Here is a 24,317-nt window from a genome sequence, read left to right as displayed (position 1 = left end):
GTTTAAGATTTTGTAAGAAATTCATCCAGATTTAATAAAGCATTGGCTACCACCATGTAGGCAGCCTTTGATGTTAAAGATGGATCTTTTAAATCACTCGCATTAACAGCCATGAATTTAGCCGCCTCTGCAGGTTTTTTATTAAAATTTTGTAATGCTTCTTTATATAATTTTTCCAGTGCAACCACTTTTTCTGCACTCGGATTTTTTAACATCAGTTTCTTATAACCATAAGAAATTATTTTTTTAGAATCTCCTGCTCCTTCTTTCTGCATGAGTGTTGAAAGATGTTTAGCTGCCTCCAGATAAACGGGATCATTTAACGTGGTTAGTGCTTGTAATGGAGTATTTGTTCTGATCCGATCAACCAAACAGACCTCTCGACTGGATGCATCAAAAGAAATAAATGAAGGATAAGGACTTGTCCGTTTTAAAAATGTATATAACCCCCTTCTAAATTGATCTTCACCTGTACTTGTTGCCCACGATTCACCACTATATACCGTCATCCATACACCATCCGGCTGATAGGGCATCACCGAAGGTCCATACATTTTAGAACTTAGAAGACCACTTACGGCTAATGTCTGATCCCGAATCTGCTCTGCCGAAAGTCTGAATCGTGGTCCTCTCGCTAGAAATATATTAGCCGGATCTTTCTCCGCATCTCCTTGATTTAAACTCGATGATTGCTTATAGGTAGAAGACATAACAATATCCTTAACAAGCGCTTTCATACTCCACTTTTTATTTTGCATGAGATCTAGCGCTAAGTAATCCAATAAATCAATATGCATAGATGGTGTACTCTGCGTCCCCATATCTCCTAGTGGTTCCACCAACCCGCGTCCAAATAATTGCGCCCAAATTCGATTTACCAAAGTACGTGCTGTCAAAGGATTATCTTTACTTACAATCCATTTAGCAAAGCCCAATCTATTGTTAGGAGCTCCCTTTGGAAAAGGATTTAATGTTTCAGGAACTGCAGGTTGCACCTCTTTACCTAGCGCTAATCTATTTCCTCGCTCAAAAACATGTGTTTTACGATGCATTTCTGCAGGATTTTCAATCATCACAGGTACACTTTCAGGATTTGTATTAATCAGTTGCATAAAGTTATTTTGCATACGCTGGGACTCCGGGTCTGCAGATACTGGAAACCCTTCGCGCAATGCGAACCACTCAATCATACAAATCGGCTGATCTTTTGCTGCTGTTGCATTCTTAAATATTAAATAAAGGTCATGAACTCCGGTATCTTCCTTCAGATCTGCTTGAATAACTTGTCTTCCTGAAGTACTAGGCAATTGGACTGTCGTCAGTAACGGGCCTGTTTTACTACCCTTTCTGACTTCTATGGCACCTCCATTTAATGATGTCCAATAATTAATATAAAATTGCTTTTTACCCTGCAAGGTGATGTGTTTCAATCGAGCACTTCCTCCTGAACGTATTCCGAGCCATTTAGTATCATACAAAGCGCCATTTTCAACCTGATCACTATAATGTGCATGAATTTTTGGTTCCAATGTATGCAAGAATAAGTCTGTAGAACGAATCAGCTTTTGATTCCCTTTCTGGGTCAACCAAGATTTGATACTATCCACTCTGCTTTCATCTTCGGCCTTATAGAACCGCAACCTTGGATGATCACCTTGGGTATCTTCATCTCGTGTATTATTAAAAAAAGCAACAGATTTATAATACTCTTCAAATTTAAATGGATCGTAAGTATGGCTGTGACACTGTACACACTCAAAAGTTGTACTTAACCAAACCTGGTAAGTTGTATTGACCCGATCTAGAACAGAGGCCACACGAAACTCTTCACTGTCGGTCCCCCCTTCATCATTATTCATTGTATTTCTGTGAAAAGCAGTTGCAATAAGTTGATCTTTAGTTGGATCAGGTAATAAGTCACCCGCTAATTGCTGTACCGTAAATTCGTCGAAAGGCATATCCTTATTAAAAGCTTTAATGAGCCAATCGCGATAAGGCCATATTTGTCTTGACCCATCCTTTTCATAACCTTTAGTATCCGCATATCGGGCTAAGTCCAGCCACCAACTAGCCCATTTTTCACCATACTGTTGTGAAGCTAGTAAACTATCAACTCTTAACTCGTAAGCATTTCCCCTCGTATCATTTACAAATGATTGCAATTCGGTTAAACTTGGTGGAATACCGACCACATCTAGATACAATCGTCTCAATAAGGTCTCCTTATCTGCCTCCTTTGAAAAAGACAGGTCTTTCTCTTTCATTTTATCCTGAACGAAATAATCGATATTATTGGATATACCCGATGGATTCATTCCAAATAAACTAGCAAAAGAAAATGGTTTAGGTACTTCAACTTTTTCAGGTAACGTATAAGCCCAGTGCTTGCCCCATTTCGCCCCCTCGTTGATCCATCTTTTCAAGATGTCGATTTCATCATCACTCAATCGTGGTGCATTGTATGGCATTCTTAACTCGGGATCATCAATGGTCAACCGTTTAATAAATTCACTATGATCTGCATCGCCTGCGATTATAGCCGGCTTACCAGACTCTGCCTTAGCAAATGCCTCATTTTCGAAAAGCAAACTAAAACCTCCATTTTTCTTTACGCCACCATGGCAAGTAATGCAATGCTTATTAAGGATAGGTTTCACTTCAGCACTAAAATCAACAGGATCTTCCTTCTTAAAGGTAAACAATCCGACGACCACAATGGCACTCAATAAGAGGGATACGACGACGACTTTCTTTTTCATGTTTAATACGATTTATAACTTCTAAGCTTTTATTTTAAATCGCAGTACAGCGATTTTAAACAAAGCAAATTAGTTGTATTCGCTTATTAGGTTTATAAAATAATACAAAGGTTTTATAATGTATCTTGCTAACAGCAGTTCTTCTTCATTTATAAAAAATAAAATTAAGGATCTTCAACCTCATAAAATACAACCTCATTAACAAATAATGACAGTATATTGACGTTAATACCTTTTTTGTGTAATTTATTTGTTTCTTTCAGCGTCATAGTAAACCTATGTTTAATTTATGATGCTCTTTATAACTTGAAATGCTATGGCTATCATGGAGACTTTTTCCCTTTAAAACTAGCGACCATTTACAATATCAAAAATTTTACTATTCAAGATTTGATCACCTCGCTTATGGGGAGTCGCTCATCCATCACATTGTTCTAATGCTTATTAGCCTAAATCAACATCTGCAGTTCATCTTTTACAACTATATATCCCTAAAAAGCGATCGAAGATCACAAAAGATCAAAAATTGTTTTATTATACCGAAATTTATATATTCGTAGGTTACAAGCCAATTATCTAGACGAATGAAAGCTAAATTAATAGAAATCAGTCCACTTCCGAAGAAAACAATACATATCAAACATGTGGACGAAGCTTTTTTTAGTAATCCTTTGCACTTTCATGAACTATGCGAACTAGTCCTTATCGAAGAAAGTTACGGCAAACGTATTGTTGGTAATCATATTGACTCATTTAGTGCAGGAGATATGGTATTAATCGGGCCTAACATTCCACATATTTGGCATAATGATGATGCTTTTTTAAAGCCAGACTACCATGAGCGTGCTAAAGCTCTTGTTATTTACTTTCCAGCTGACTTTCTTATTCAATTGACCGATGATCAATCGACAATTCAAGCCATGCAAAAATTTATTGATAAGACTAAAGATGGTTTACGTTTTTATGGGAATACATTAAAAAATGCAATGACACTCATGCGGGATCTAGTCCATAAAGATTCTTTTTCAAAAATAACCGGTTTCCTAAACCTTATAGCATTATTGCATCAAAGTACCGAATATGATCATTTATCATCAGGCACATATAAACCTGTTTACAGCGAAAAGGATAATAAACGGATAAACATCATTTATGTTTACGTAATGCAAAACTTTAGAGAAACCGTTTCATTGCAGGAAGCGGCTAGCCTCTTAAATATGAACTCAAATGCTTTCTGCAGGTTCTTCAAAAAACACACCCAAAAATCGTTTTCTAAATTCGTAAATGAAACACGCATAGGACATGCCTGCAAATTGCTGGAAGATAAGAATCTGAATATTTCAGAAGTATGTTATGCTAGCGGTTATCAAAATTTAACAAACTTCAATAAGTTTTTTAAAGAAATTATGAATAAAAATCCGAGAACCTATCGAAAAGAAATGGAGGTTGGTAGATTCAGCACACCAATAAAACCTATTTCTTCCAATGATTAGTATTATTCACAACGAATAAAATGTCCTAAATAATTATGGTAACATTCATATTCCAAAGTTTTCAAATAAAAAATAATTCGCTTTCTTTGGAACTGATAAAGAATAAAAGTTTAAGGGTATTCTATAGTAGATATATAATATCAACATAAACCATAAAAACTAAATGAAAATAATTAAGAAAATTGCTCTTTTAGGATTATTATCGACAGCAGTATTATCGAGTAATGCGCAATCTATTCCATATGAAGGAGTATCCGGATGGGAGGAAACAAAAGACAGTCGGATGGCGTGGTTCAGAGAAGCCCGATTTGGACTTTTCATCCATTGGGGACTTTACAGTGCCGCTGGAGGTAGCTGGGAAGGAAAACAATATCCACAACATTATGCCGAATGGATTCAAGCATGGGCAAAAGTACCGAGCAAGCCATATGCCGAAGTTTTAAAACCAAAATTCACAGCTTCAAAATTTGATGCCTCTGCTTGGGCATCCCTTGCAGAAGAAGCAGGCATGAAGTATGTTATTATAACCTCACGTCACCACGAAGGATTCTCAATTTTTAATAGTCAACAACCTTATTCATTAAAAAATGACATCACAGGTGGTACTAATATTTCACCTAAAGGACGTGATCTTTACGGAGAAGTCGTTAAAGCTTTTCGTGCTAAAGGTCTAAAAGCGGGTGCTTACTATTCATTATTAGATTGGCAACATCCGGACTCATATGAAGGTCTTTCCTATTTAAACCCCAACCCTACTGGCTATAAGCCCAATCATGAAGTCTATAAAGATTATTTATATGGGCAGGTGAAAGAGCTTGCAAATAATTATGGAGGTCAGGATGTCCTATGGCTTGACTTTAGTAGTAAAAATCATCAGGGTGAGAGCTGGGGTACAAAACGTATTCTTACAGATTTAATTAAATGGCAACCTCGGATTATTGTCAATAACCGTTTCTGGGATGGTCTTGAAAATAAAAATGGGGATATTGGAACTCCCGAAAAATATATACCACCAACAGGTCTTCCGGGTATGGACTGGGAAGTGAGCCACACGATGAATGAAAGCTATGGCTATAGTGCACATGACCAGAACTGGAAATCATTTGATAAAACAATGCGTCTATTTATCGAAACAGTAAGTAAAGGTGGAAATTTCCTACTCAATGTTGGTCCGGATGGTGAAGGTGCTATTCCAGAGAAAGCCGTCAAGCTGCTTAAGGACATCGGTAAATGGATGAAAGTAAATAATGAATCCATATATGGAACCACTGCAAGTCCGTTTCAAGGATTAGATTGGGGCTACTGTACTCAAAAAGATGGTAAACTATATTTCCATGTATTCGATATTCCATCAAATGGCAGTATAGAAGTACCATTGGCTAATACTATTCATAAAGCCTATTTATTAGGAAGTTCTAAAAAATCATTAAAGATATCAAAATCTGCTGCGGGAAAAACAATCCAATTACCTGCGGACTTTAAAGGACAGATGCCAATGGTTATTGTTGCAGAAATCAAAGGAACTCCTCAAGTAATACAGCAACAGATATTAACTCAAAAAGATGGTAGAATAATCTTAACGGCTAACAATGCTAAATTAATCGGTACTGGAGGAATTAAACTTATTGGCGCAACGACTCATGATCCGAATCGTCCAAATGCAATTGGCGACTGGTCTAAAAAATCCGATCAAGTGGCGTGGGATGTAAAAATCCAGCGTCCTGGCACCTATAAGATAGTCGTTAATTATCTTCCGCACGAGCAAAAATCAGGAACTATTTCGCTAAGTCTCGGAACGAACAACTTATCTTATCAACTCAAGGCAACCAAAGGTAGCCAATTTGTAGATGTTGAAACAGGAACATTTGAAATTTCACAACAGGCACTTGGAGACACCGCTTTAAAAGCGGAACTAAAAGCGCTTGAAATTACGGGAAATTCACTACCTGAGATTAGTTCAATCAGTCTCGTTCCTGTCAAATAAACTGAAATAAATAGACAGCTAAGAGCCTGTTTCCATCTTTAAAAAGTAAATGGAAACGGGCTCTTTTCATTTAAATTTGATGTCGAGTTTCACAAAAAATGAAAAATATTTTTTGTTTTCAATTAATTGCCGTTAAACTATTTTGAACAGAAAGAATTAAAATTCAATTTTTTAACATCAGATTCGAATGATTTATATTGCTCTGCAGTCATATTTTTGACTGGTAGTCGAAATTCTCCACAGTCTAGTCCAACCTGTTTCATATATGCCTTACCTACTGAAATACCGCCATATTTTCCAAGAAGGGTAATCATATCAATAGATTGTTGCTGAAGATCATTTGCCCTGTCGAAATCACCATCATCAAATGCTTTGATCAGGTCATAATATAATGGTGCGGCATAATTGTAAGTACTCCCAACCGCTCCCCTTGCTCCTAATACTAGAGCAGATAGCATATTCTCATCTCTGCCCCACAGCATATCATACTTTCGATCCGCATAGTTCATACACGATAGAAAATCCATAAAGTCTTCATGTGTGTACTTAATTCCTGCAAAATTCGGAATTTTGCCATCTACTGCTTTCAGTAAATCAATCATTGGAAAATTACCACCTGTCAACACCGGAATATGATAATAATAGAATGCCGTATTGGGAGCTGCTTCAGCAACAGCGGCACAACATTTAGCTAGCTGATCCACATTTGAAGGCTTGAAATAAAATGGTGATGTAAATGAAATAGCGTCTACGCCTTCTGCTTCAGCAATTGTGGCCAACTCTCGGCATTCTTTAATGTTTGAACCTCCTAAGAGAATCATTAAACTAAAATCAGGATCGCTTTTTGTTAACTTGGTCCATGCTTTTAAGACATCGACTTTTTCTTGAAAAGTTAATGAGACTCCTTCACCTGTTGATCCACAGATAAAGCCTCCCGTAACCTTATTATTTTTTAAAGACTGGTAGTAATTTGGTATTTGTGCTAAATTTAATGCTCCATTCTCGTCAAATGGTGTGAAAGGGGCGGCAATTAAGCCATCTATTTTTTTTGTGATCATATATAATAATTAGATTTTTCTAAAGTGAAATTCTACTCCATAATGGAGTAGAATTTTTGTGGTTAGGTTTCGGAATAACCGGGATTTTGTTATTGCAGTACTTGTATTTTAGTAAAATTAAAACTCAGGATAACCAGCCGTTTGTTTAAGAGCTCTGTTGTTGGTTAAAGAAGTACGATCAATAGGCCAAAACAATTTATAGGATTCTTGCGCAGATAAACCTGTATGTAAAAATACATACTGATCTCCAAATCTTCTGAGATCATACCAATATTTGCCTTCTCCTAAAAATTCCAATTTTCGTTCCTGCAATATCGCTTCATTTGCATTTTTATCCACTGCTTGATTTGGATATCCAAATACACTTTCACTATAATTACTTCCAAAAGCACGGGTACGAATCTGATTGATTTCTTCTTTTGGATTTTCTCCTAAAATTACTTTAGCTTCTGCCATCAATAGTAATAGATCAGCATAGCGATACAATGCATAGTCATTGGTGTAGGCCCTAGAACCCGCATTTTGCTCACCCTGATATTTCTTAAGGAAGCAGCCAGCAATTTTATAGTTTCCATTACCATCTTTAGTGTATGCAGCCTGAATAGATATATTTTTACGGGTATCTAGGTCATTATAATTACGATATGTACTAATACGCGTTGGTATCCTTAATAAGCCTCCATAATTATCTTGTGTTACGCTAAATTTACGATTAGTCAATGAATCAGAAAAGTTAACAAGAATATTTGAATTGGGAACAAAATCAGTAATAAATCCAAGAGTAGCCTCGTTCAGTTTATGTCGAAGCACAAATATCATCTCATTATTGCCCCTACTTTTTACATCATTTACGTTATTAAAGTCTGTTTGCAAAGCTAATGGCAAATTGGATTTCACATCTGTAAGTGCGTTTTTCGCAATAGTAGCATCTGGTTTACCGCCCTCACGATGCGCTGACCACAAATAGACCTCTGCTTTGAGCATTAAAGTCGCATTTTTAGACCAAAAAGAACGTTCTTGACGTATAGAATAATCAGTACCAAAAGCTGAAATTGAGCTTTCTAAGTCCGCTTTGATCAATTTCATAACATCAGCGGCCGGTGATGCAGCTTTCGCTAAATTGGAAACATCAATGTTGCTTGGTAATGCATCTGTTTGAATGACAACATCTCCCCAGGTACGATACAATTGAAAATAGTAAAAAGAACGCATACCATGTGCAATCCCAAGGTAATAATTCTTGCTTCCTTCAGTAAGCACAGTTGTTGTATTTAGTTTACTAATCATCAAATTAAGCTGATTAATCTGTTCATACAAATTAGCAAAATTAGTCACTCCAGAATTATCCATATCTAGATTGTGTTGCCACATTCTTTCTAAACCTTGTGATGCTTCACCTGTGAAGGACGCCGTAGTTCCTGGATCATTACCAAATAGACCGGCACGTAATTCACCTAAAAGTAAAAAATTACGTTCATTCGTTCTAAATCTTGAATGCAAACCCACAGCAAACGCTTCAAATTGATCAGCTGTCTTCCAATAAATTTCATCACTATAGTTACTGATCGGTGTAAGTTCTAAATCATTCGTACAGGAGTTTAATCCCATACAGATTAGGCTTCCTAAAAAAAGATATGTTAATATTGTTTTTTTCATGATAGTTTCAATTAATACAATTAAAAAGAAAGTTGAACGCCCAATACATAAGACCTCGGAGTTGGATATGTACCTCCATATACGCCTGTTGTTACATTATTTACATCTACTGGCGGTTCAGGTGTTGGTCCAGAAAATTTAGTGATATAAAATAGGTTGTTCGCACTTACATAAACTCGAGCACGTGAAAGAATATGAGTTTTTGAGTGCAACCATTTCGGAAGATCGTAAGAAAGCGTAATCTCACGAAGAGCTAAGTAATCTCCTTTCTCATAAAATCTTGAGTTATTACTGTTCAAATTTGGATTTGCATTATTTCCTCTTGTATAGTTTTGTTTCGATCCTAAAACCTGATCTGCAAAGTAAACTTTTGGAATATCTGTATCTGTATTCGTTGGAGACCATGCCTGTTTTTGCATTTCTAAATAATTAAAAGTCCCTTGATAATTACCTAATGTACGTGCTACCAAATCATTATAAATAGTATGACCCAATGCAAATTCCCAATTAGAAAACATACTGAATCCTTTATAACTCATGTTTGTTGTAAAGCCACCAGTCCATTTAGGGTTGATGTTCCCTATATACACTTGATCACGAGAATCAATAATATTATTACCGTCAACGTCCTGCCAGTTTACATCTCCTGGTGTTATACGTCCATTTTTCCCAATTGGTAGATTCGGTCCAGTAATTCCGGCAATATTATCAGTCCTATTTCCTGCGATTTGATTTACTTCTGCATCGTCCTTAAAGATAGAAACCTGCTTGTAAGCATAAATATCCCCCAAAGTATGACCTTCTTGATAGCCACCAACCCACTTCACCTGACCCGAAACTGGGTCATAGATTTGCAAACCACCCTGTCTATTATTTTCATTCCCATTATAAGGAAGTTCAAGAATTTTGTTTTTAACAAAAGCTGCATTTGCGCCTATACTTAAGTTAAAACCTTCAGGATCTTTTAATATTTGAGATTGAACAGCAATTTCAAATCCTTTATTTTGAAGCGTTCCTAAATTTGTTGTAATGGAAGGGAAACCAGTATAACTTGGTAATAGCAAATTAGTTAACAAATTACTTGTGCGACGATCATAATAATCTAATAATACTGTAACACGATTGTTCAGTATGCCTAAGTCTAAACCAGCACCTGTTGTTTTACTTGTTTCCCAGGCTAGATTCTTATTTACTGGTGAAGTATTTAAATAACCTGCAAGACCATTGTAACTAGGCTGCACGTTGTACACTCCCTGTACTTGGTAACGCTCTAATCCTGCAATATTTCCGTTCTCCCCATAACTTAATCGTGGTTTGAACGTAGTAATATATTTTGAAAGAACAGATTTTTTAAAAAACTCTTCCTGATGCATATTCCAGCCGGCAGATGCTCCCGGAAAAAATCCGGTACGGTTGCCGCGTGCCAGTATTGAAGTTCCATCCAATCGATAAACAGCATTCACCAAAATTCTGCCATCATAATCATATGCAAGACGTCCCATGGAAGAAATGATGCGGTATTCAGACGCAGTGCTTGTATTATTTCCTACAGGAAAAACGGTAGAGGCATTGACGGTAGTGATATCATCTGTAGGTGCATTTTTTCCATACACTTGCATGTAATCAGTCTTAACCTTAAAATATTCCGCACCTACCATTGCTGAAATATTATGCTTTTCGGCAATGCTTTTCGAATAATTCAAGATACCATTAAACTGTGTTTGAAAATCTCTATTCAAGTTACGGTAAGCATCTCTTGAAGTACTACCAATGGTTTGTGGATTTGAAAAAATGTTAGAATATGTTTGTGTTGACATCTGAAAAGATTCATTTAACACTTCTTTCATATAGGCATTAGCTGTTGCCTTGAAATAAAGTCCGGGAATAATGTCCCATTTTAATGAAGCATTTGCCACAATACGATTCGTTTCATTTTTACGCTTTAACCGACCTAACCAGTATAGGGGATTACCATCACTTGCAGAAACTCCCGGATTTGGCTGTGTTTGCGCTTCATCAATCCACGGATTAAAAGTAGGCCAAATTGCTAATGTCCTATAAAGTGCATTGGTTTCCGTAGATGGAGTACCATATTGAGAAGCAGTAGAGAGTGTAACATTGGTAGATACTTCCACATTTGGTTTTAACTTATATGAACCATTGATATCTCCTGTATACCTTTTATAGCTAGATCCAACTATAACCCCATCTTCATCATAAGCATCAAACGCTGCGAAATACTTTCCTTTCTCATTCCCTCCAGTGACATTTACATAATGATCTTTCGTATAAGTATTTCTAAATAAAGCATTCTCTACTTCACCACTATGATCTTTATAAATTATCTGGCCTCCATAGGGATCATCAACAAGCTTCCAACCCTCATTTAATAATGGCTTTAATTCATCGGTGAATTTTCTAATGTCAAATGAAGCATTGTAAGCAGGATCAGAAGAAATCCCTAGTCCCCTTGAACTATTGACAGATTCCAATGATCGTCCAGCATTTAAGTAGCCTTGCCGTGTATATTTTATATAATCACCCGCATTCATATATGCATAGCCGGCTCTACGTTGATTATATCCTCCTACAAATTTATATGATACATTAGCAGTACCCGATTTACCTGTTTTTGTAGTTACAAGAAGTACTCCATTATTTGCTCTAGCACCATAAATAGCTGTTGCAGAAGCATCTTTTAATAAGTCTATCGATTCAATATTTTCAGAACTAATATCATTCAAATCACGAATTACCCCATCAACAATAACTAACGGCCCTCCTGGGTTATTAATAGAAGCTCCTCCTCGTAACTTTAGCATGGGAGCTGCACCTGGTTGACCAGATTTATTGACAACCTGTAATCCCGGAATACTTCCTTGAAGTGCAGTTGCAACATTAGATCTAGGAGAATTTTGAAGTACCTCTTTATCAAGTTTAGCAATAGATCCGGTCACACTTCTCCTACTCTGTGTTCCATAGCCCACAACAACAACCTCATCAATTTGCTGATTGGAAGATTCTAATTTAATTTCCAAGGATTCTGCCTGTCCAACTTTTACTTCCTGAGGTTTGTATCCTGTAGAAGTAATGACCAGGATCGCATTCGGATTTGTCGGTAAAATAAAGGAACCATCAGCTTTTGTTTGTAAAGATTGCTTACTTCCCTTCACGTTAATAGTTACATTTCCCAAAACTTCTCCTGTAACGGCATCTCTGACTTTACCTTGAATGTTTCGATCCTGCGCATGGATTACAGCTAGATTTCCTGCTAGCATAGACCAGAGTAATAAATGTTTTAATTTTCGGTTTGAATACATATTGGTTATTATTAAGTATTACATAAAGCAAATTTATATAATTTAATTTGTAAAAAACAACATTAAATCAACATTATGTACAACATACTTGTAAAAATTTATATGTATATTTGTTTTTAGGCGTATAAATGCACTTTTATGAGTACAAATCCAACATTGATCAATTTTGTTAACACCATTGATACCTCTTCACTCGTTGATAAAGTGGAGAAAGAAATCATCAATTTATTCATTAGTCAGGGATTAAAAATAGGCGATGCACTTCCCAAGGAATTAGAATTAGCGGAAACTTTAGGAGTAAGCCGCACTGTGATCCGAGAAGCAATGTTACGTTTAAGGCTAGTAGGCTTAGTAGAATCTAAAAAACATAGAGGTGCTGTATTAACCAGTCCTGATCTGATCAGTCCGATGAAAAAATCGCTTTACCCAACGATCATGGATGATAAGACACTGCGTGATTTATTTGAAATGAGATTGATATTGGAACTTGGAATGGCAGATTTACTTTATCAAAGAATTACTCCTGCAGATATTCAAGAATTAGAAGTAATTGTTGCTAAAGAATCAAATGATAATGACAACAGCATATTTGATATCGAAACAGAAGTTGCATTCCATGGTAAATTATATGAGATCAGTGGGAATATCATGCTTAAAGATTTTCAAAATCTTCTTTTACCAGTCTTTAAATTTGTACATTCGAGTGGCATGCTGATTGAAAAGTCAAATTCAAAGAATTTTATATCTCACCGTGGCTTGGTGGACATATTAAAGGTAGGAACTCCTGAAGTTTTCAGAAATGCGATGCGCCAGCACTTAGATAATCACTTTCAGCGTATACAACAATACGATAACAAACCTATTGATTAAAGATTCAATATTTCATCATAACTTATTACTATACAGCAACTGCTTTCATACCAGAAGTATGAAAGCAGTGTATCTCATACCTATCAACTTGCTACTTAAATGTTAAGTATAATGAATATGTAGCGCTCCCGTAGCCGACTTCATTCGAACAACATCTATATTTATTCTAATTTTATAGCTCACTTCTATTTACCTTTATGCCCACAAAAAAAGTACGATTTATAAAGGCTTTTCTTTAGCAATTGCAGCGGCTATCCTATGGGGAGTATCTGGGACCTTAGCACAATTTCTATTTCAAAAAAGGGAAATAAATGTTGAATGGTTGATTACAGTTCGTATGTTACTATCTGGCATCTGCTTACTAAGCTTTGCAAAAACTAGCGAAAGAGCGCCTATATTTAAAATTTGGAAAACTAAAAATGACCGTTTACAACTACTTGCCTTTAGCATTTTTGGTATGCTGGCTGTACAATATACTTATTTTGCGGCCATTAAGCATTCGAATGCCGCTACCGCTACTGTGCTACAATATGCTGGTCCAATCATAATCGCCATCTATTTAGCGTTTAAGCATAAAAGATTACCCAGCCTTTTAGAATTATTTGCTATTATTCTGGCAATAATTGGAACTTTTCTATTAGTCACAAATGGTAACATCAATACCCTCGCCATATTCAATACCGCGCTGTTTTTTGGCTTAGCCTCTGCGGTCGCACTAGCGATCTACACTTTAATGCCGATAACATTACTATCAAAACACAAATCCTCTGTAGTGATTGGCTGGTCTCTCCTTTGTGGTGGTATTGCCTTCAGTTTCATGAAAGCACCTTGGGATATTCAGGGCGTTTGGGATACTAAAACTTATTTATTTACGGCACTCATTATTCTTTTCGGAACTGTTTTTCCATTTTACTTCTATCTGACTTCCGTAAAATTAATCGGTGGACAGAAAGCGAGTCTGTTAGCATCAGCTGAGCCTCTTTCTGCCACATTTTTGGCCGTATCTTGGCTTCATGTTCCCTTTTCCTTGTAGGATTGGATAGGAACTTTCTGCATTATCGCTACGGTCTTCATATTAAGTAAAAAATAAAAAAGGCTGTAAGATTATTACAGCCTTTAAATAATTTATAAAATCTTAGAAAGAAAAATCATCTTTAGATGATTCACTTACATATGCTGGATCATCAAAATTAGGCTCGTAGCGTTTTTCAAGAACTTCCTGATTCGATTTAATGTATTCAACAACATCTGTCAAACCCTCTGCAAATTTCTCAAAGTCTTCTTTATACAAGAATATTTTGTGTTTAATAAACTGGCCGTCTTCAAAACGTTTCTTGCTTTCAGTGATGGTAATGTAGTAATCGTTAGACCGTGTAGCCTTTACATCAAAAAAATAGGTACGCTTACCCGCTCTCACTTTTTTTGAAAAAACCTCTTCTCGCTCTTTGTTTTCAAAATCTCCCATTGGTTATTATTTAAGTTTAAGTTATCTTAATCTTTGATAAATATATAATATTTAGCATGTAACTTCCAAATATTATTCAAAAAAAATAAATTTTGAATCTATGATAAGCTCTTTTAACGAACTTGATTTTTATATTTAGCCGATAAATGTCACCTATCGCTCCTCAACGATATTTTTTCACCGAGGATTTTATTACATTTACCGAATATTATTGATCGATTACCTATTTCAATTACTTCGGGTTATATAACAACTATACCTTTGAAGTATAAATTTTAAAAGTCATGGAAAAAGAGCCATTCGTACCAAAAAGCAACAACAGTAAAAATATCATAGGTGGTATCATCATACTCATCGGTATTCTATTACTATTAAAAAATTTAGATTTAGACTTCTTCTTCCCTTCATGGATATTTGGCTGGTATATGATTTTGATTATTATCGGTCTTGTAATAGGTGTCAATTCTAATTTTCAAAAAAAATCTTCTATCATCTTAATTGCGGTTGGTCTAGCATTTCTAGCTAGAAGAATCATGCACACCGATTTTGGAGGAATTATATTCCCGATCTTGATTATTGGATTAGGAGCATATTTTATCATGGGAAGAAAAAAAGGTTTACCTCCTATGCCTCCCATGCCTATCAACCCGAGTGGTCCTCCAAAGCCTCCCGTAGACTTTGACTGGGATAAGCGTGTTATCGATCCGGCAACTGAAAATGATCAACAAACAGTAGCTGAAAATGACGAGACAAGCGGAAACGCCAACAGCAATACAAATAGCAATCAAGGTCTGCCTAATGAGCAGGCCTTTGCCACTCCATATTATGCACAGACAGAAAATAGCTTTGAAGATGTTTTAAATGTCAATTCCATCTTTGCAAGCCTCAAAAAATTTATTCTATCTAAAAATTTTAGAGGTGGTAACATAGCTTGTATGTTCGGTAGCGTATCCATTGATCTGACACAGGCGGATATAACCGACATAGCCGTAATTGATGCTTTCCAAATGTTCGGAAGTGCTAAAATTATTGTTCCTGCGAATTGGACCGTTTATTCTAATGTTTCATCCGTGTTCGGTGATGTTGATGACCGACGTTTCAATGTAGGTCTAACAAGAGATCCAACTAAAAAATTATATATCACAGGTACTTGTCTTTTTGGAAATTTAACCATTAGAAATGCCTAGACATGAAGGATAAACTTTTATTGCAGAATAAAAATAAACTGATTTTAATCATTTGTTTAAGCATATTGCTTGGCTACTTTGTCATGCAATATGCTTTAATGTATAGGTCCGGGTTTCCAAGCGAAATAACAATAAAGGACTCCATCATCAACAGTTTAATGATGATGCTCTGTTGCTATGCAATTTCCACCACGCTCAATTACTATATACCTAAACCTAACCAAATCTGGAAGGTGCTTATTATAGGCTTCATTATGAGCGGCATAAGCATTCTTGGAAGCCGACTGGTCGTTCAATATTATCTTCCGAAGGAGCATTTAAAAATCTATGACCTCATTATTCCTTATCGCTATATTGTTAATTTTTTAATCTTAACATCAGTAGCTATTTTCATTATTGTATGGAATATACAGGAAGAATATATTTCTAACATCAAAAGAAAGCAAGATTCGGAGAATCAACTGCGTGAAGCAGAACTGTACAACCTAAGACAGCAATTACAGCCTCATTTCCTCTTTAACAGTCTCAATTCCATTATTGCTTTAATAGGTAGTAAGCCAGATCAGGCCCGCAATATGACCTTTCAATTGTCCGATTTTTTAAGGGGTACACTCCGAAAGGAAAATAACCAGTTGATCGTACTTCAAGAGGAATTAAACCATCTCGAACTATACTTAGATATTGAAAAAGTAAGATTCGGTCACCGACTTAATATCCACATTGATCATGACCAAGATGTTTTATCGACCAAAATACCGGCGATGATTTTGCAACCGCTAGTTGAAAACGCTATTAAACATGGCCTATACAATGTAACAGAAAATGTAACCATCAGCATTAAATGTTTCTTAGATAATAAAACATTACATGTTTCGATAGAAAATCCCTTTGAGCCAGGTGAATCCGTGCAATCTAAAGGAACAGGCTTTGGGCTTACCAGTATCCAAAGGCGCTTATTTCTTCTTTTTGGAAGAAATGACCTACTAACGACACAAACCGAACAAAATATATTTACAAGCAGTATCAAAATCCCGCAATATGATTAAAGTTATCCTTATAGATGATGAACCTCTAGCGCGTTCTATCTTAGTAGAGTACCTGAGCAAAGATCCGTTAGTTTCTATTGTTGCAGAGTGTGGAGATGGATTTGAAGGAGTAAAAGCAATACAGCAACACCAACCAGACCTACTCTTTCTAGATGTTCAAATGCCTAAATTAACAGGCTTCGAAATGTTGGAATTAGTCGAAAACCCACCCGCAGTAATCTTTACAACAGCATTTGATGACTATGCACTCAAAGCTTTTGAAAAAAATGCGATTGACTATCTGATGAAACCAATTTCACCGAACAGATTTAAGCAAGCATTCGAGAAGTTTAAATTAAGTTTTTCAAAACCAAATGCAGAACCGGCACCTAATTATGAAGCTGTCATTCATCAAGAGGAATCAAAACTAGACCGCATTGTTGTAAAAACAGGAACACAGATTAAAATAATACCCGTTCCACAGATTAAATATCTGGAAGCTTATGATGACTATGTGAAAATTCATACAGCAGATGGTCTTTATCTGAAAAATAAAACAATGGCTTTCTTTGAAAAGCATCTCGATGAACAGACATTCGTTAGAATACACCGTTCTTATATCATCAAGATCGATCAGCTGGCACGCATTGAACCATGGGAAAAAGATAGCTTTGTCGCTATTTTAATAACCGGTGAAAAGCTTAACATCAGTAAATCTGGATATGCCAGATTAAAACAAATGATTGGCATATAAATAAAGTTTATGTAAATTTGTAGCAGTATAATCATTATGAAAAATTTTATTGCTGCACTTTTACTCAGTAGCTCATTGACTGCTGTTGCTCAAAATTCTAATCAAGAACAAATTAATCACACGTTCTATAATAAAATAGAATTTTTTATCAATTCACAACAGACAGATTCCATTTATAAACTGGCGAATGAAAACTTTAAAAGAGCAGTACCATATTCTTCTTTAAAAAACTTACTGGAAAATGAGATCTATCCGTTAGGTAGGATCAAACATGCTGAAAAAATAAACTTCAGTAATGGAGTAAGTCAATATCGTGTAGATTTCACCGATAAATCCTTTCAGGTTCCTTTCGGTGTGGATAGCACGTTGCATTACCATACTTTAGGTTTTCAACCCGTTACAAAACCTGTTGCAGAGAAACAGGCACCCGTATTAACAAATACCGTTGTCGAAAATAAAGTTGATTTTTTCATTGATTCTGCTGCCAATATTTATACCAAAAAGGGGAATACACAATCTTTAGCAATTGGTATCATAAAAAATGGTCAGTTAAACACCTACTTTTATGGTGAGACTGAAAAAGGAAATAAAATTCTACCCACAAGCAGTACCCTTTATGAAATAGGTTCACTGTCAAAAATCTTCACGGCTACATTATTAGCGGATTTCGTTCAAAGTGGAACATTAAGTTTAGAACAGCATATCGTTGATTTTTTACCTGATTCATTAAAAATAAATCCTAGCTTACAAAAGATAACGTTTAAAACCTTAGCAAATCATACTTCCGGTTTGCCCCGATTACCAGATAATCTTGAGAAAACAAAAGGTTTTGACCCCAACAACCCGTACAAAAATTATGATAGGAAATATTTACACCAATATTTGGCAACTTTCAAAGCCGAAAATGAAAGCGGAGAAAAATATGAATATAGTAATCTTGGGTATGCATTATTAGGAGATATATTAACATCACTCCATAAAAAAAGTTACAACACGGAAATTCAGGAAATTATCGCAAAACCTTTAGGCTTAACATCGACTACTGATGTTCTAAATCCTAAAACACAATATCTGCCAAAAGTCTATAACATAAAAGGAGAAGAAACGAAAGCATGGGATTTTCAAATTTTTAGTGCGGCTGGAGGTTTAAAATCGACTGTTACCGATTTAATGACCTTTGCGCAGACACAGTTCAAAATGCCGGAAACGCAATTGGAGAACGCTATGGCACTGACACGTCAGTTCACATATTTCCTTCCTCCTAGCACAGACATTGGCCTGGCTTGGCACATGGATTTATTGGATGATATTACTTACTGTTACCACACAGGTGGTACAGGTGGAAGCAGTTCATTCATAGCTATTGCACCAGATAAAAAAACAGCGGTAGTTTTACTTTCCAATGCTGCCGAATCTATCGAGACAACTGGATTATCGATTTTCCATTTTCTACTTTTTCAAAAATAAGATAAAGCAGCCATTCAAATAGTTAGGGGACATATTATGCAATATGTCCCCTATTTTTTTAATCGTCTCCATAAAATAATGATGAACCAATGAGATATCGATTTGTTTTACATATATAATTACATCATAAATAAAACAAATTTAGCTAAGTTTGGTAATAGAAAATTGATTTTAAGCGTATGAAAGTTTTTATCTGCAGAACAATTCCTCAAAAAGCGATTGATAGTTTACAACAAGCTGGTTTTGATATCTCTTATCGCACAGAACCCGGGAATATACTTCAATCAGATTTAATTAATGCCTGTAAACAGGTAGATTATTTATTTGCCGCCGGACATAATCTGCTAGATGAAAAATTTTTCGAACAATGTAGTCATCTTAAGGGAATAGCATTGATGAGTGCCGGATATGACAGTGTTGACCTTGAAGCCGCAACCAAATATGGTATTCCTGTAAGCAATACACCTGATGTTTTATCCAACGCAACTGCTGATATCGCTTTTCTATTAATGCTCGCAGTGTCGCGAAAAGCGTTTTTCATGAACCGAAAAATCATGAATAACGAATGGAAAGATTTTGAATTAACGGAACACCTCGGAGTGGAGCTTGATGGAAAAACTTTAGGAATTTTTGGATTAGGCCGTATTGGCTTTGAACTAGCAAGGAAAGCCAAAGCGGCTTATAATATGGATATCATTTATTACAATAGACATCCAAACAGTAATGCAAAACGACTTTTGGATGCTACCTACGTAAATTATGATGAATTATTAACCCGAAGTGATGTGCTATCGGTTCATGCGAATCTTACAGCAGAGACGAAAGGGAAATTTAATAAAGAAGCCTTCAAAAGAATGAAAAACACAGCTATATTCATCAATACAGCACGTGGGGGATTACATCAAGAAGAAGATTTGTACACAGCATTAACAAGCGGAGAACTGTGGGGAGCTGGTCTAGATGTCACTAACCCTGAACCTATGGCATTTGACAATCCACTGCTAAACTTACCCAACGTGGCTGTATTGCCCCATATCGGATCTGCTACAACAGAAGCTAGGGATAATATGGCGTTAATGGCAGCTCATAATTTGATTGCCGCTATTAAGCACATCAAAATGCCTCAAATTATAAACAAAGAGATTTATGAAAATAATATATAAATTCATCAATAAAATCAATAAACTGATTTTACCGCGGTATGCAAAGAAAGATCCTTCAAAACTAAAAAAGTACCAACAAGCTATATTAGCTTATCGGTACTTTATTTTGATCCGATCACTCGATTAAGATTTCATAATGCGGTCCTGTCCTCCCTTTAGATCCGAAATAATACGCATCTCAGTCTGTGGATAAGGAATGCTGATATTATGTTTATCCAAAGCATTTTTAATAGCTTCTTGATTTTCATTGTTCGCTGGCCAAAAATCTTCCTTTTTTGTCCATGCACGAATAGTTAGATTAACGGAACTATCTCCCAACCCTTTCACAAAAACCTCAACTGGAGGAGTTTTCAGAATACGTGAATCATTATGGAGTACGTCCATAATAATTTCCCGCGCTTCCTTAATATTGGCATCATATGAAATACCGACCGTATACTCAAAACGGCGATTGGTAATTTTGGTAAAATTTTGAATAACAGAATTTGCTAAGGGACCATTTGGACTAAATACACGAACGCCATCTCCAGCAATTAACGTCGTATATAAAATATCAATCCTTTCCACAGTGCCCGATGTACCGTTACTGCTGCTCACATAGTCTCCAACTTCGAAAGGTCTAAATAAAAGAATCAATACCCCGCCGGCAAAATTACTTAAACTGCCCTGCAATGCTAAACCTGCTGCCAGACCAAAAGCTGATAAGGCGGCAATAAAGGAAGTTGTTTCAATTCCCATGGTACTCGCGACTGTTAGGAATAATAGGGCGTAAAATACAACACGCAAGATACTCATCGCAAATCCTCGTATTGATAAGTCTACATTACGCTTTTCAAATCTCCTACTGATCAGGCCAAGTAAAAACTTGACAATATAGTTTCCAACGATTAATATAATAATCCCTGTAATAATACTTGGTGTCTTTAAAAGTACAACTTCTAGTAACGTATCCAGACTGCTTTCTAATCTATTCATTTGTTATCTGTTTTTGTTTCTCATAAATATAACAATTGAGTCACGAATTGGCAATAAAATTATCAATCGTTGAAAAACACCATAAAATCGATAATTAAATCAGTTGCAAATGTGATTTTTGAAGTAAATTTGTCATGTGATAAAGAAAAGTACCATACCCGTATTAGATAACTGCTCCATCAATAACGATTCGAGCAGCCTCTTATTTGTCGATCATCTTGCTGATTACATCGCTATGCATCACAATATGGTATTTCCGCATAAACACAATTTCTACCATTTTGTGCTCTTTACAAAAGGTTCCGGCAGTCACCTGATCGATTTTGAGAAACACGAAATAGAAGCATATCAAATCTACTTTATGGCCCCTGGGCAAGTTCACACTTGGAATTTCAACGGTGATGAAGAAGGTTTTGTTGTAAACTTTGATCCGGAATACTTTCAATCTTTCTTATTACGAACGGATTATTTAAACCGTTTCTCGTTTTTAAGCGGTCAGAATGATCAGATTGTATTTACAATTCCCGAGTCGAATAGACAAGACGCTGTAAAAATATTTGAGGCATTTTACCAGACAAGTAAAAATCCGACTGCTAGCGATTTAATACGGGTGAGCTTACTTCAGCTATTGCTCTGGATTGAATCTTGGCATGGTACAAAAACAGAAAAGGCGAGTAATCCCTATAATTATACCATATTCCACAATTACCAGCGTTTAGTGGAAAAGAATTTTAAAGAGATTAGATTACCTAAAGCATATGCGGAACAGTTATTTATTACTCCCAATCATTTAAATGCCATCTGTAAATCCTATATCGGAAGTGCAGCAGGAGAAATAATACGAGAACGCGTATTACTTGAAGCAAAGCGATTATTAGTCAATAAAAATCTCAATATTAATGAGATCGCTATCGAGTTGAATTTTAATGACAACTCTTATTTTACTAAATTTTTTAAAAAAGCTACTGGATTAACACCCGATGAATTCAGAAAAAACAACAGTTAGATATGAAAGAGAAGGAAACTACTTACGAATTATCAGAATTTAAAGCCGCCAGCAAGGCACTATGTCCACGCTGTCGTAAAGGAAAAATATTCACAGGGAATACTTATGGCTTTAAAACACAAAAAATGAACACACATTGTGATTATTGTGGTTTACGCTACGAACGTGAACCCGGTTATTTCTACGTGTCAATGTTTGTGAGTTATGCATTCACCGTTGCTGAGATGATAACAGCCTGTGTAGCAACTTATATACTAACGGGAAATGACAGTTCTTTTTGGCTTTACTCCATTGTGGCACTTGTAACCGTTTTTGTATTGAGCCCTTTCAATTACCGTTATTCCAGAGTGGTACTGATGTACTGGTTGAGTCCAGGATTGAATTACAATCCGAATATCAAACAAAAAGAAATCAACCCCACATCAAGGACTTTATAAACAAGATAATATTTACCTTTATACAATGAAGGAGTTAATTTATCTCGACAATAATGCAACAACTAAAATCATGGATGAAGTATGGGATACCATGGTACCCTATTTCATCCATAATTATGCAAATGCATCCAGTGTGTATCATAGCATGGGGCGTGAAGCCAACGGAGCAATAGAAAAAGCCCGTCTACAGGTTGCCCGATCTCTTAACTGTCAACCTAAAGAGATCTTTTTCAATTCAGGTGCAACCGAATCCATTAACACAGTACTAAAAGGAATTTATAAAAATTATAAATCCAAAGGCAATCACATCATTACAGTCAAAACAGAGCACAAAGCTGTTTTAGAAACCCTGCTACAATTAGAAAAAGAGGGGGCTTTAGTTACCTATCTTGATGTTGATCACACTGGAAAAATAGATTTAAGTGTTCTAGAAGAGCATATTACGGCACAGACCATATTAGTCTGTATTATGGCCGCAAATAATGAAACCGGATATATCCACCCTATTCAGGAAATTGCGGCGTTATGCAAAGATAAAGACTGTTTATATTTTTGTGATGCTACACAATACATTGGCAAAATCCCACTTAACCTTGCTCACATCCCCATTGACATACTATGTTTAAGTGCTCACAAACTCCATGGACCAAAAGGCATCGGCGCATTATTCATCCGTCGCAAGTCCAAACCCATCCAAATCAGTGCACTGATTACAGGAGGAGGGCAAGAAAATGGTTTTCGGGCAGGTACATACAATGTCCCCAATATTGTTGGTCTCGGATCAGCAATAACCCACATACAGCATCATGAAAGAGATTTTGAGCATACGATTCAATTGAGGGAATATTTAGAAAATGCATTAAGTAAAATCCCTGCAACTTATATTCATGCAAAGACAGCTTCACGTTTACCTAACACCACGTCGATCTGTTTCAAGCATTTACTTGCGAGCGAGCTCATGACCCATTGTCCACAATTAGCATTATCATCCGGTTCTGCATGTGTTAGTGGTACCAGAGACCCGTCTCACGTACTACTTGCAATGGGGGTTTCAAAAGAAGATGCGTTAGCAACAGTACGATTCAGTATAAGCAGATTGACAACAAAAGAAGAAGTAGACACCACCACTAGGCTCATTACAGAAGCAGTGACAAAAATTAGACAAAACTCTCCTATCTGGCAACTCTTCCAAGCCGGTCTTATTACTTAATTATTACATTTAGGGTCAGATTTGTATTGGAAATAAAAAAGAAGTTAGCGTAATTTGTACTATTCAATATTAATATAATTATTCAGCGATATGGTAACCGTTACAGACAAAGCAAAATCTCGAATTGAAGAGATAATGAGTACTGAAAAATATGACAGCAGTTATTTTGTGCGTGTTGCTGTTGAAAGCGGAGGTTGTTCAGGCCTAAGCTATAAACTGCATTTCGATAACGAAGAAAAAAAAGGTGATCAGTTTTGTGAAGATAAAGGTGTTAAAGTATGTTTAGATATCAAGTCATTCTTATATCTAGCTGGAACAGAGCTTGACTATTCTGATGGATTAGATGGTAAAGGATTTGAATTCCATAATCCAAATGCCACAAGAACTTGCGCTTGCGGTGAAAGTTTCTCCGTTTAAAAAAACAAACATATAAAAAATATTGGAGGTCGCCATATCAAAATGGCGACCTCCTTATTTTTTAAGATCTC

The 24,317-nt window shown here is 36.0% G+C and carries 20 protein-coding genes; 14 read left to right on the top strand and 6 right to left on the bottom strand.

Annotated features, from left to right (window positions below; translation table 11 throughout):
- Positions 1 to 2: 2 nt before the first annotated feature.
- A complete protein-coding gene (locus FHR29_RS02775; protein ID WP_183912152.1) occupies positions 3 to 2,759 on the bottom strand; it encodes a DUF1553 domain-containing protein in 2,757 nt (918 codons plus the stop codon).
- A 584-nt stretch (positions 2,760 to 3,343) separates the two neighbouring features.
- On the opposite strand from FHR29_RS02775, the gene FHR29_RS02770 reads away from it, so the two are divergent.
- Both FHR29_RS02770 and FHR29_RS02765 read left to right on the top strand, forming a co-directional pair.
- Positions 3,344 to 4,252 (top strand): AraC family transcriptional regulator, encoded by a 909-nt coding sequence (locus FHR29_RS02770; protein WP_183912150.1) that lies wholly within the window; start codon positions 3,344 to 3,346, stop codon positions 4,250 to 4,252.
- A 163-nt stretch (positions 4,253 to 4,415) separates the two neighbouring features.
- Complete coding sequence (locus tag FHR29_RS02765) at positions 4,416 to 6,236, top strand: alpha-L-fucosidase (protein WP_183912148.1); 1,821 nt, start codon at positions 4,416 to 4,418, stop codon at positions 6,234 to 6,236.
- Between the two features lie 137 nt (positions 6,237 to 6,373).
- Here the strand turns inward: FHR29_RS02765 and FHR29_RS02760 are convergent, their stop codons facing one another.
- The 3 genes from FHR29_RS02760 to FHR29_RS02750 all read right to left on the bottom strand — a co-directional run bounded on the left by FHR29_RS02760 (position 6,374) and on the right by FHR29_RS02750 (position 12,270).
- Positions 6,374 to 7,294, bottom strand: coding sequence for a dihydrodipicolinate synthase family protein (locus tag FHR29_RS02760; protein WP_183912146.1), 921 nt, complete (start codon positions 7,292 to 7,294; stop codon positions 6,374 to 6,376).
- 117 nt (positions 7,295 to 7,411) lie between these two features.
- Positions 7,412 to 8,950, bottom strand: coding sequence for a SusD family outer membrane lipoprotein NanU (gene nanU, locus FHR29_RS02755; protein WP_168126948.1), 1,539 nt, complete (start codon positions 8,948 to 8,950; stop codon positions 7,412 to 7,414).
- Between the two features lie 20 nt (positions 8,951 to 8,970).
- Positions 8,971 to 12,270 carry a SusC/RagA family TonB-linked outer membrane protein gene (locus FHR29_RS02750; protein ID WP_237682750.1) on the bottom strand — a complete coding sequence of 1,100 codons (3,300 nt, stop codon included), beginning with the start codon at positions 12,268 to 12,270 and terminating at the stop codon, positions 8,971 to 8,973.
- A gap of 138 nt (positions 12,271 to 12,408) precedes the next feature.
- On the opposite strand from FHR29_RS02750, the gene FHR29_RS02745 reads away from it, so the two are divergent.
- Complete coding sequence (locus FHR29_RS02745) at positions 12,409 to 13,140, top strand: FadR/GntR family transcriptional regulator (protein ID WP_021189128.1); 732 nt, start codon at positions 12,409 to 12,411, stop codon at positions 13,138 to 13,140.
- Between the two features lie 187 nt (positions 13,141 to 13,327).
- Positions 13,328 to 14,173 (top strand): DMT family transporter, encoded by an 846-nt coding sequence (locus FHR29_RS26745; RefSeq protein WP_183916496.1) that lies wholly within the window; start codon positions 13,328 to 13,330, stop codon positions 14,171 to 14,173.
- Positions 14,174 to 14,275: 102 nt separating this feature from the next.
- Here FHR29_RS26745 and FHR29_RS02735 read toward each other — a convergent pair whose 3' ends face one another.
- Entirely contained in the window at positions 14,276 to 14,605 is a 330-nt protein-coding gene (locus tag FHR29_RS02735; protein ID WP_132773015.1) for a DUF3276 family protein, read from the bottom strand.
- A gap of 284 nt (positions 14,606 to 14,889) precedes the next feature.
- Between FHR29_RS02735 and FHR29_RS02730 the strand changes: the two genes are divergently transcribed.
- The 6 genes from FHR29_RS02730 (at position 14,890) to FHR29_RS02705 (ending at position 20,328) form a co-directional block, all read left to right on the top strand.
- A complete protein-coding gene (locus FHR29_RS02730) occupies positions 14,890 to 15,792 on the top strand; it encodes a LiaF transmembrane domain-containing protein (RefSeq protein WP_183912144.1) in 903 nt (300 codons plus the stop codon).
- 2 nt (positions 15,793 to 15,794) lie between these two features.
- Positions 15,795 to 16,838, top strand: a complete 1,044-nt coding sequence (locus FHR29_RS02725) for a sensor histidine kinase (RefSeq protein WP_021189131.1) — start codon at positions 15,795 to 15,797, stop codon at positions 16,836 to 16,838.
- Positions 16,831 to 17,571 (top strand): LytTR family DNA-binding domain-containing protein, encoded by a 741-nt coding sequence (locus FHR29_RS02720; protein ID WP_132842306.1) that lies wholly within the window; start codon positions 16,831 to 16,833, stop codon positions 17,569 to 17,571. The genes FHR29_RS02725 and FHR29_RS02720 overlap by 8 nt, the downstream gene beginning before the upstream one ends.
- A 36-nt stretch (positions 17,572 to 17,607) precedes the next feature.
- Positions 17,608 to 19,038, top strand: coding sequence for a serine hydrolase (locus FHR29_RS02715; protein ID WP_183912142.1), 1,431 nt, complete (start codon positions 17,608 to 17,610; stop codon positions 19,036 to 19,038).
- 179 nt (positions 19,039 to 19,217) lie between these two features.
- The gene (locus FHR29_RS02710; RefSeq protein WP_183912140.1) at positions 19,218 to 20,201 is read left to right on the top strand and encodes a D-glycerate dehydrogenase; all 984 of its coding nucleotides are present in this window, start codon (positions 19,218 to 19,220) and stop codon (positions 20,199 to 20,201) included.
- The gene (locus FHR29_RS02705) at positions 20,185 to 20,328 is read left to right on the top strand and encodes a hypothetical protein (RefSeq protein WP_183912138.1); all 144 of its coding nucleotides are present in this window, start codon (positions 20,185 to 20,187) and stop codon (positions 20,326 to 20,328) included. Before FHR29_RS02710 ends, FHR29_RS02705 begins: the two co-directional genes overlap by 17 nt.
- On the opposite strand, the gene FHR29_RS02700 is transcribed toward FHR29_RS02705, so the two are convergent.
- On the bottom strand, positions 20,325 to 21,176 hold the full coding sequence (locus tag FHR29_RS02700; protein ID WP_183912136.1) for a mechanosensitive ion channel family protein: 852 nt from the start codon (positions 21,174 to 21,176) through the stop codon (positions 20,325 to 20,327). The two genes, FHR29_RS02705 and FHR29_RS02700, sit on opposite strands and share 4 nt — an antisense overlap.
- 136 nt (positions 21,177 to 21,312) lie before the next feature.
- Here FHR29_RS02700 and FHR29_RS02695 point away from each other — a divergent pair, with 136 nt between their 5' ends.
- The 4 genes from FHR29_RS02695 (at position 21,313) to FHR29_RS02680 (ending at position 24,246) form a co-directional block, all read left to right on the top strand.
- Positions 21,313 to 22,182, top strand: a complete 870-nt coding sequence (locus tag FHR29_RS02695) for an AraC family transcriptional regulator (RefSeq protein ID WP_183912134.1) — start codon at positions 21,313 to 21,315, stop codon at positions 22,180 to 22,182.
- Positions 22,183 to 22,184: 2 nt separating this feature from the next.
- Positions 22,185 to 22,619, top strand: coding sequence for a DUF983 domain-containing protein (locus FHR29_RS02690; RefSeq protein WP_168126953.1), 435 nt, complete (start codon positions 22,185 to 22,187; stop codon positions 22,617 to 22,619).
- A 25-nt stretch (positions 22,620 to 22,644) separates the two neighbouring features.
- Positions 22,645 to 23,829: a cysteine desulfurase family protein gene (locus tag FHR29_RS02685; protein ID WP_183912132.1), complete on the top strand. Its 1,185-nt coding sequence runs from the start codon at positions 22,645 to 22,647 to the stop codon at positions 23,827 to 23,829.
- A gap of 90 nt (positions 23,830 to 23,919) precedes the next feature.
- Positions 23,920 to 24,246, top strand: coding sequence for an iron-sulfur cluster assembly accessory protein (locus FHR29_RS02680; protein ID WP_021189141.1), 327 nt, complete (start codon positions 23,920 to 23,922; stop codon positions 24,244 to 24,246).
- The last annotated feature ends 71 nt before the right edge of the window (positions 24,247 to 24,317 follow it).

Source organism: Sphingobacterium sp. JUb56, assembly GCF_014191365.1.
Taxonomy (GTDB): domain Bacteria; phylum Bacteroidota; class Bacteroidia; order Sphingobacteriales; family Sphingobacteriaceae; genus Sphingobacterium; species Sphingobacterium anhuiense.
This window is presented reverse-complemented; position numbering and strand designations above follow the sequence as displayed.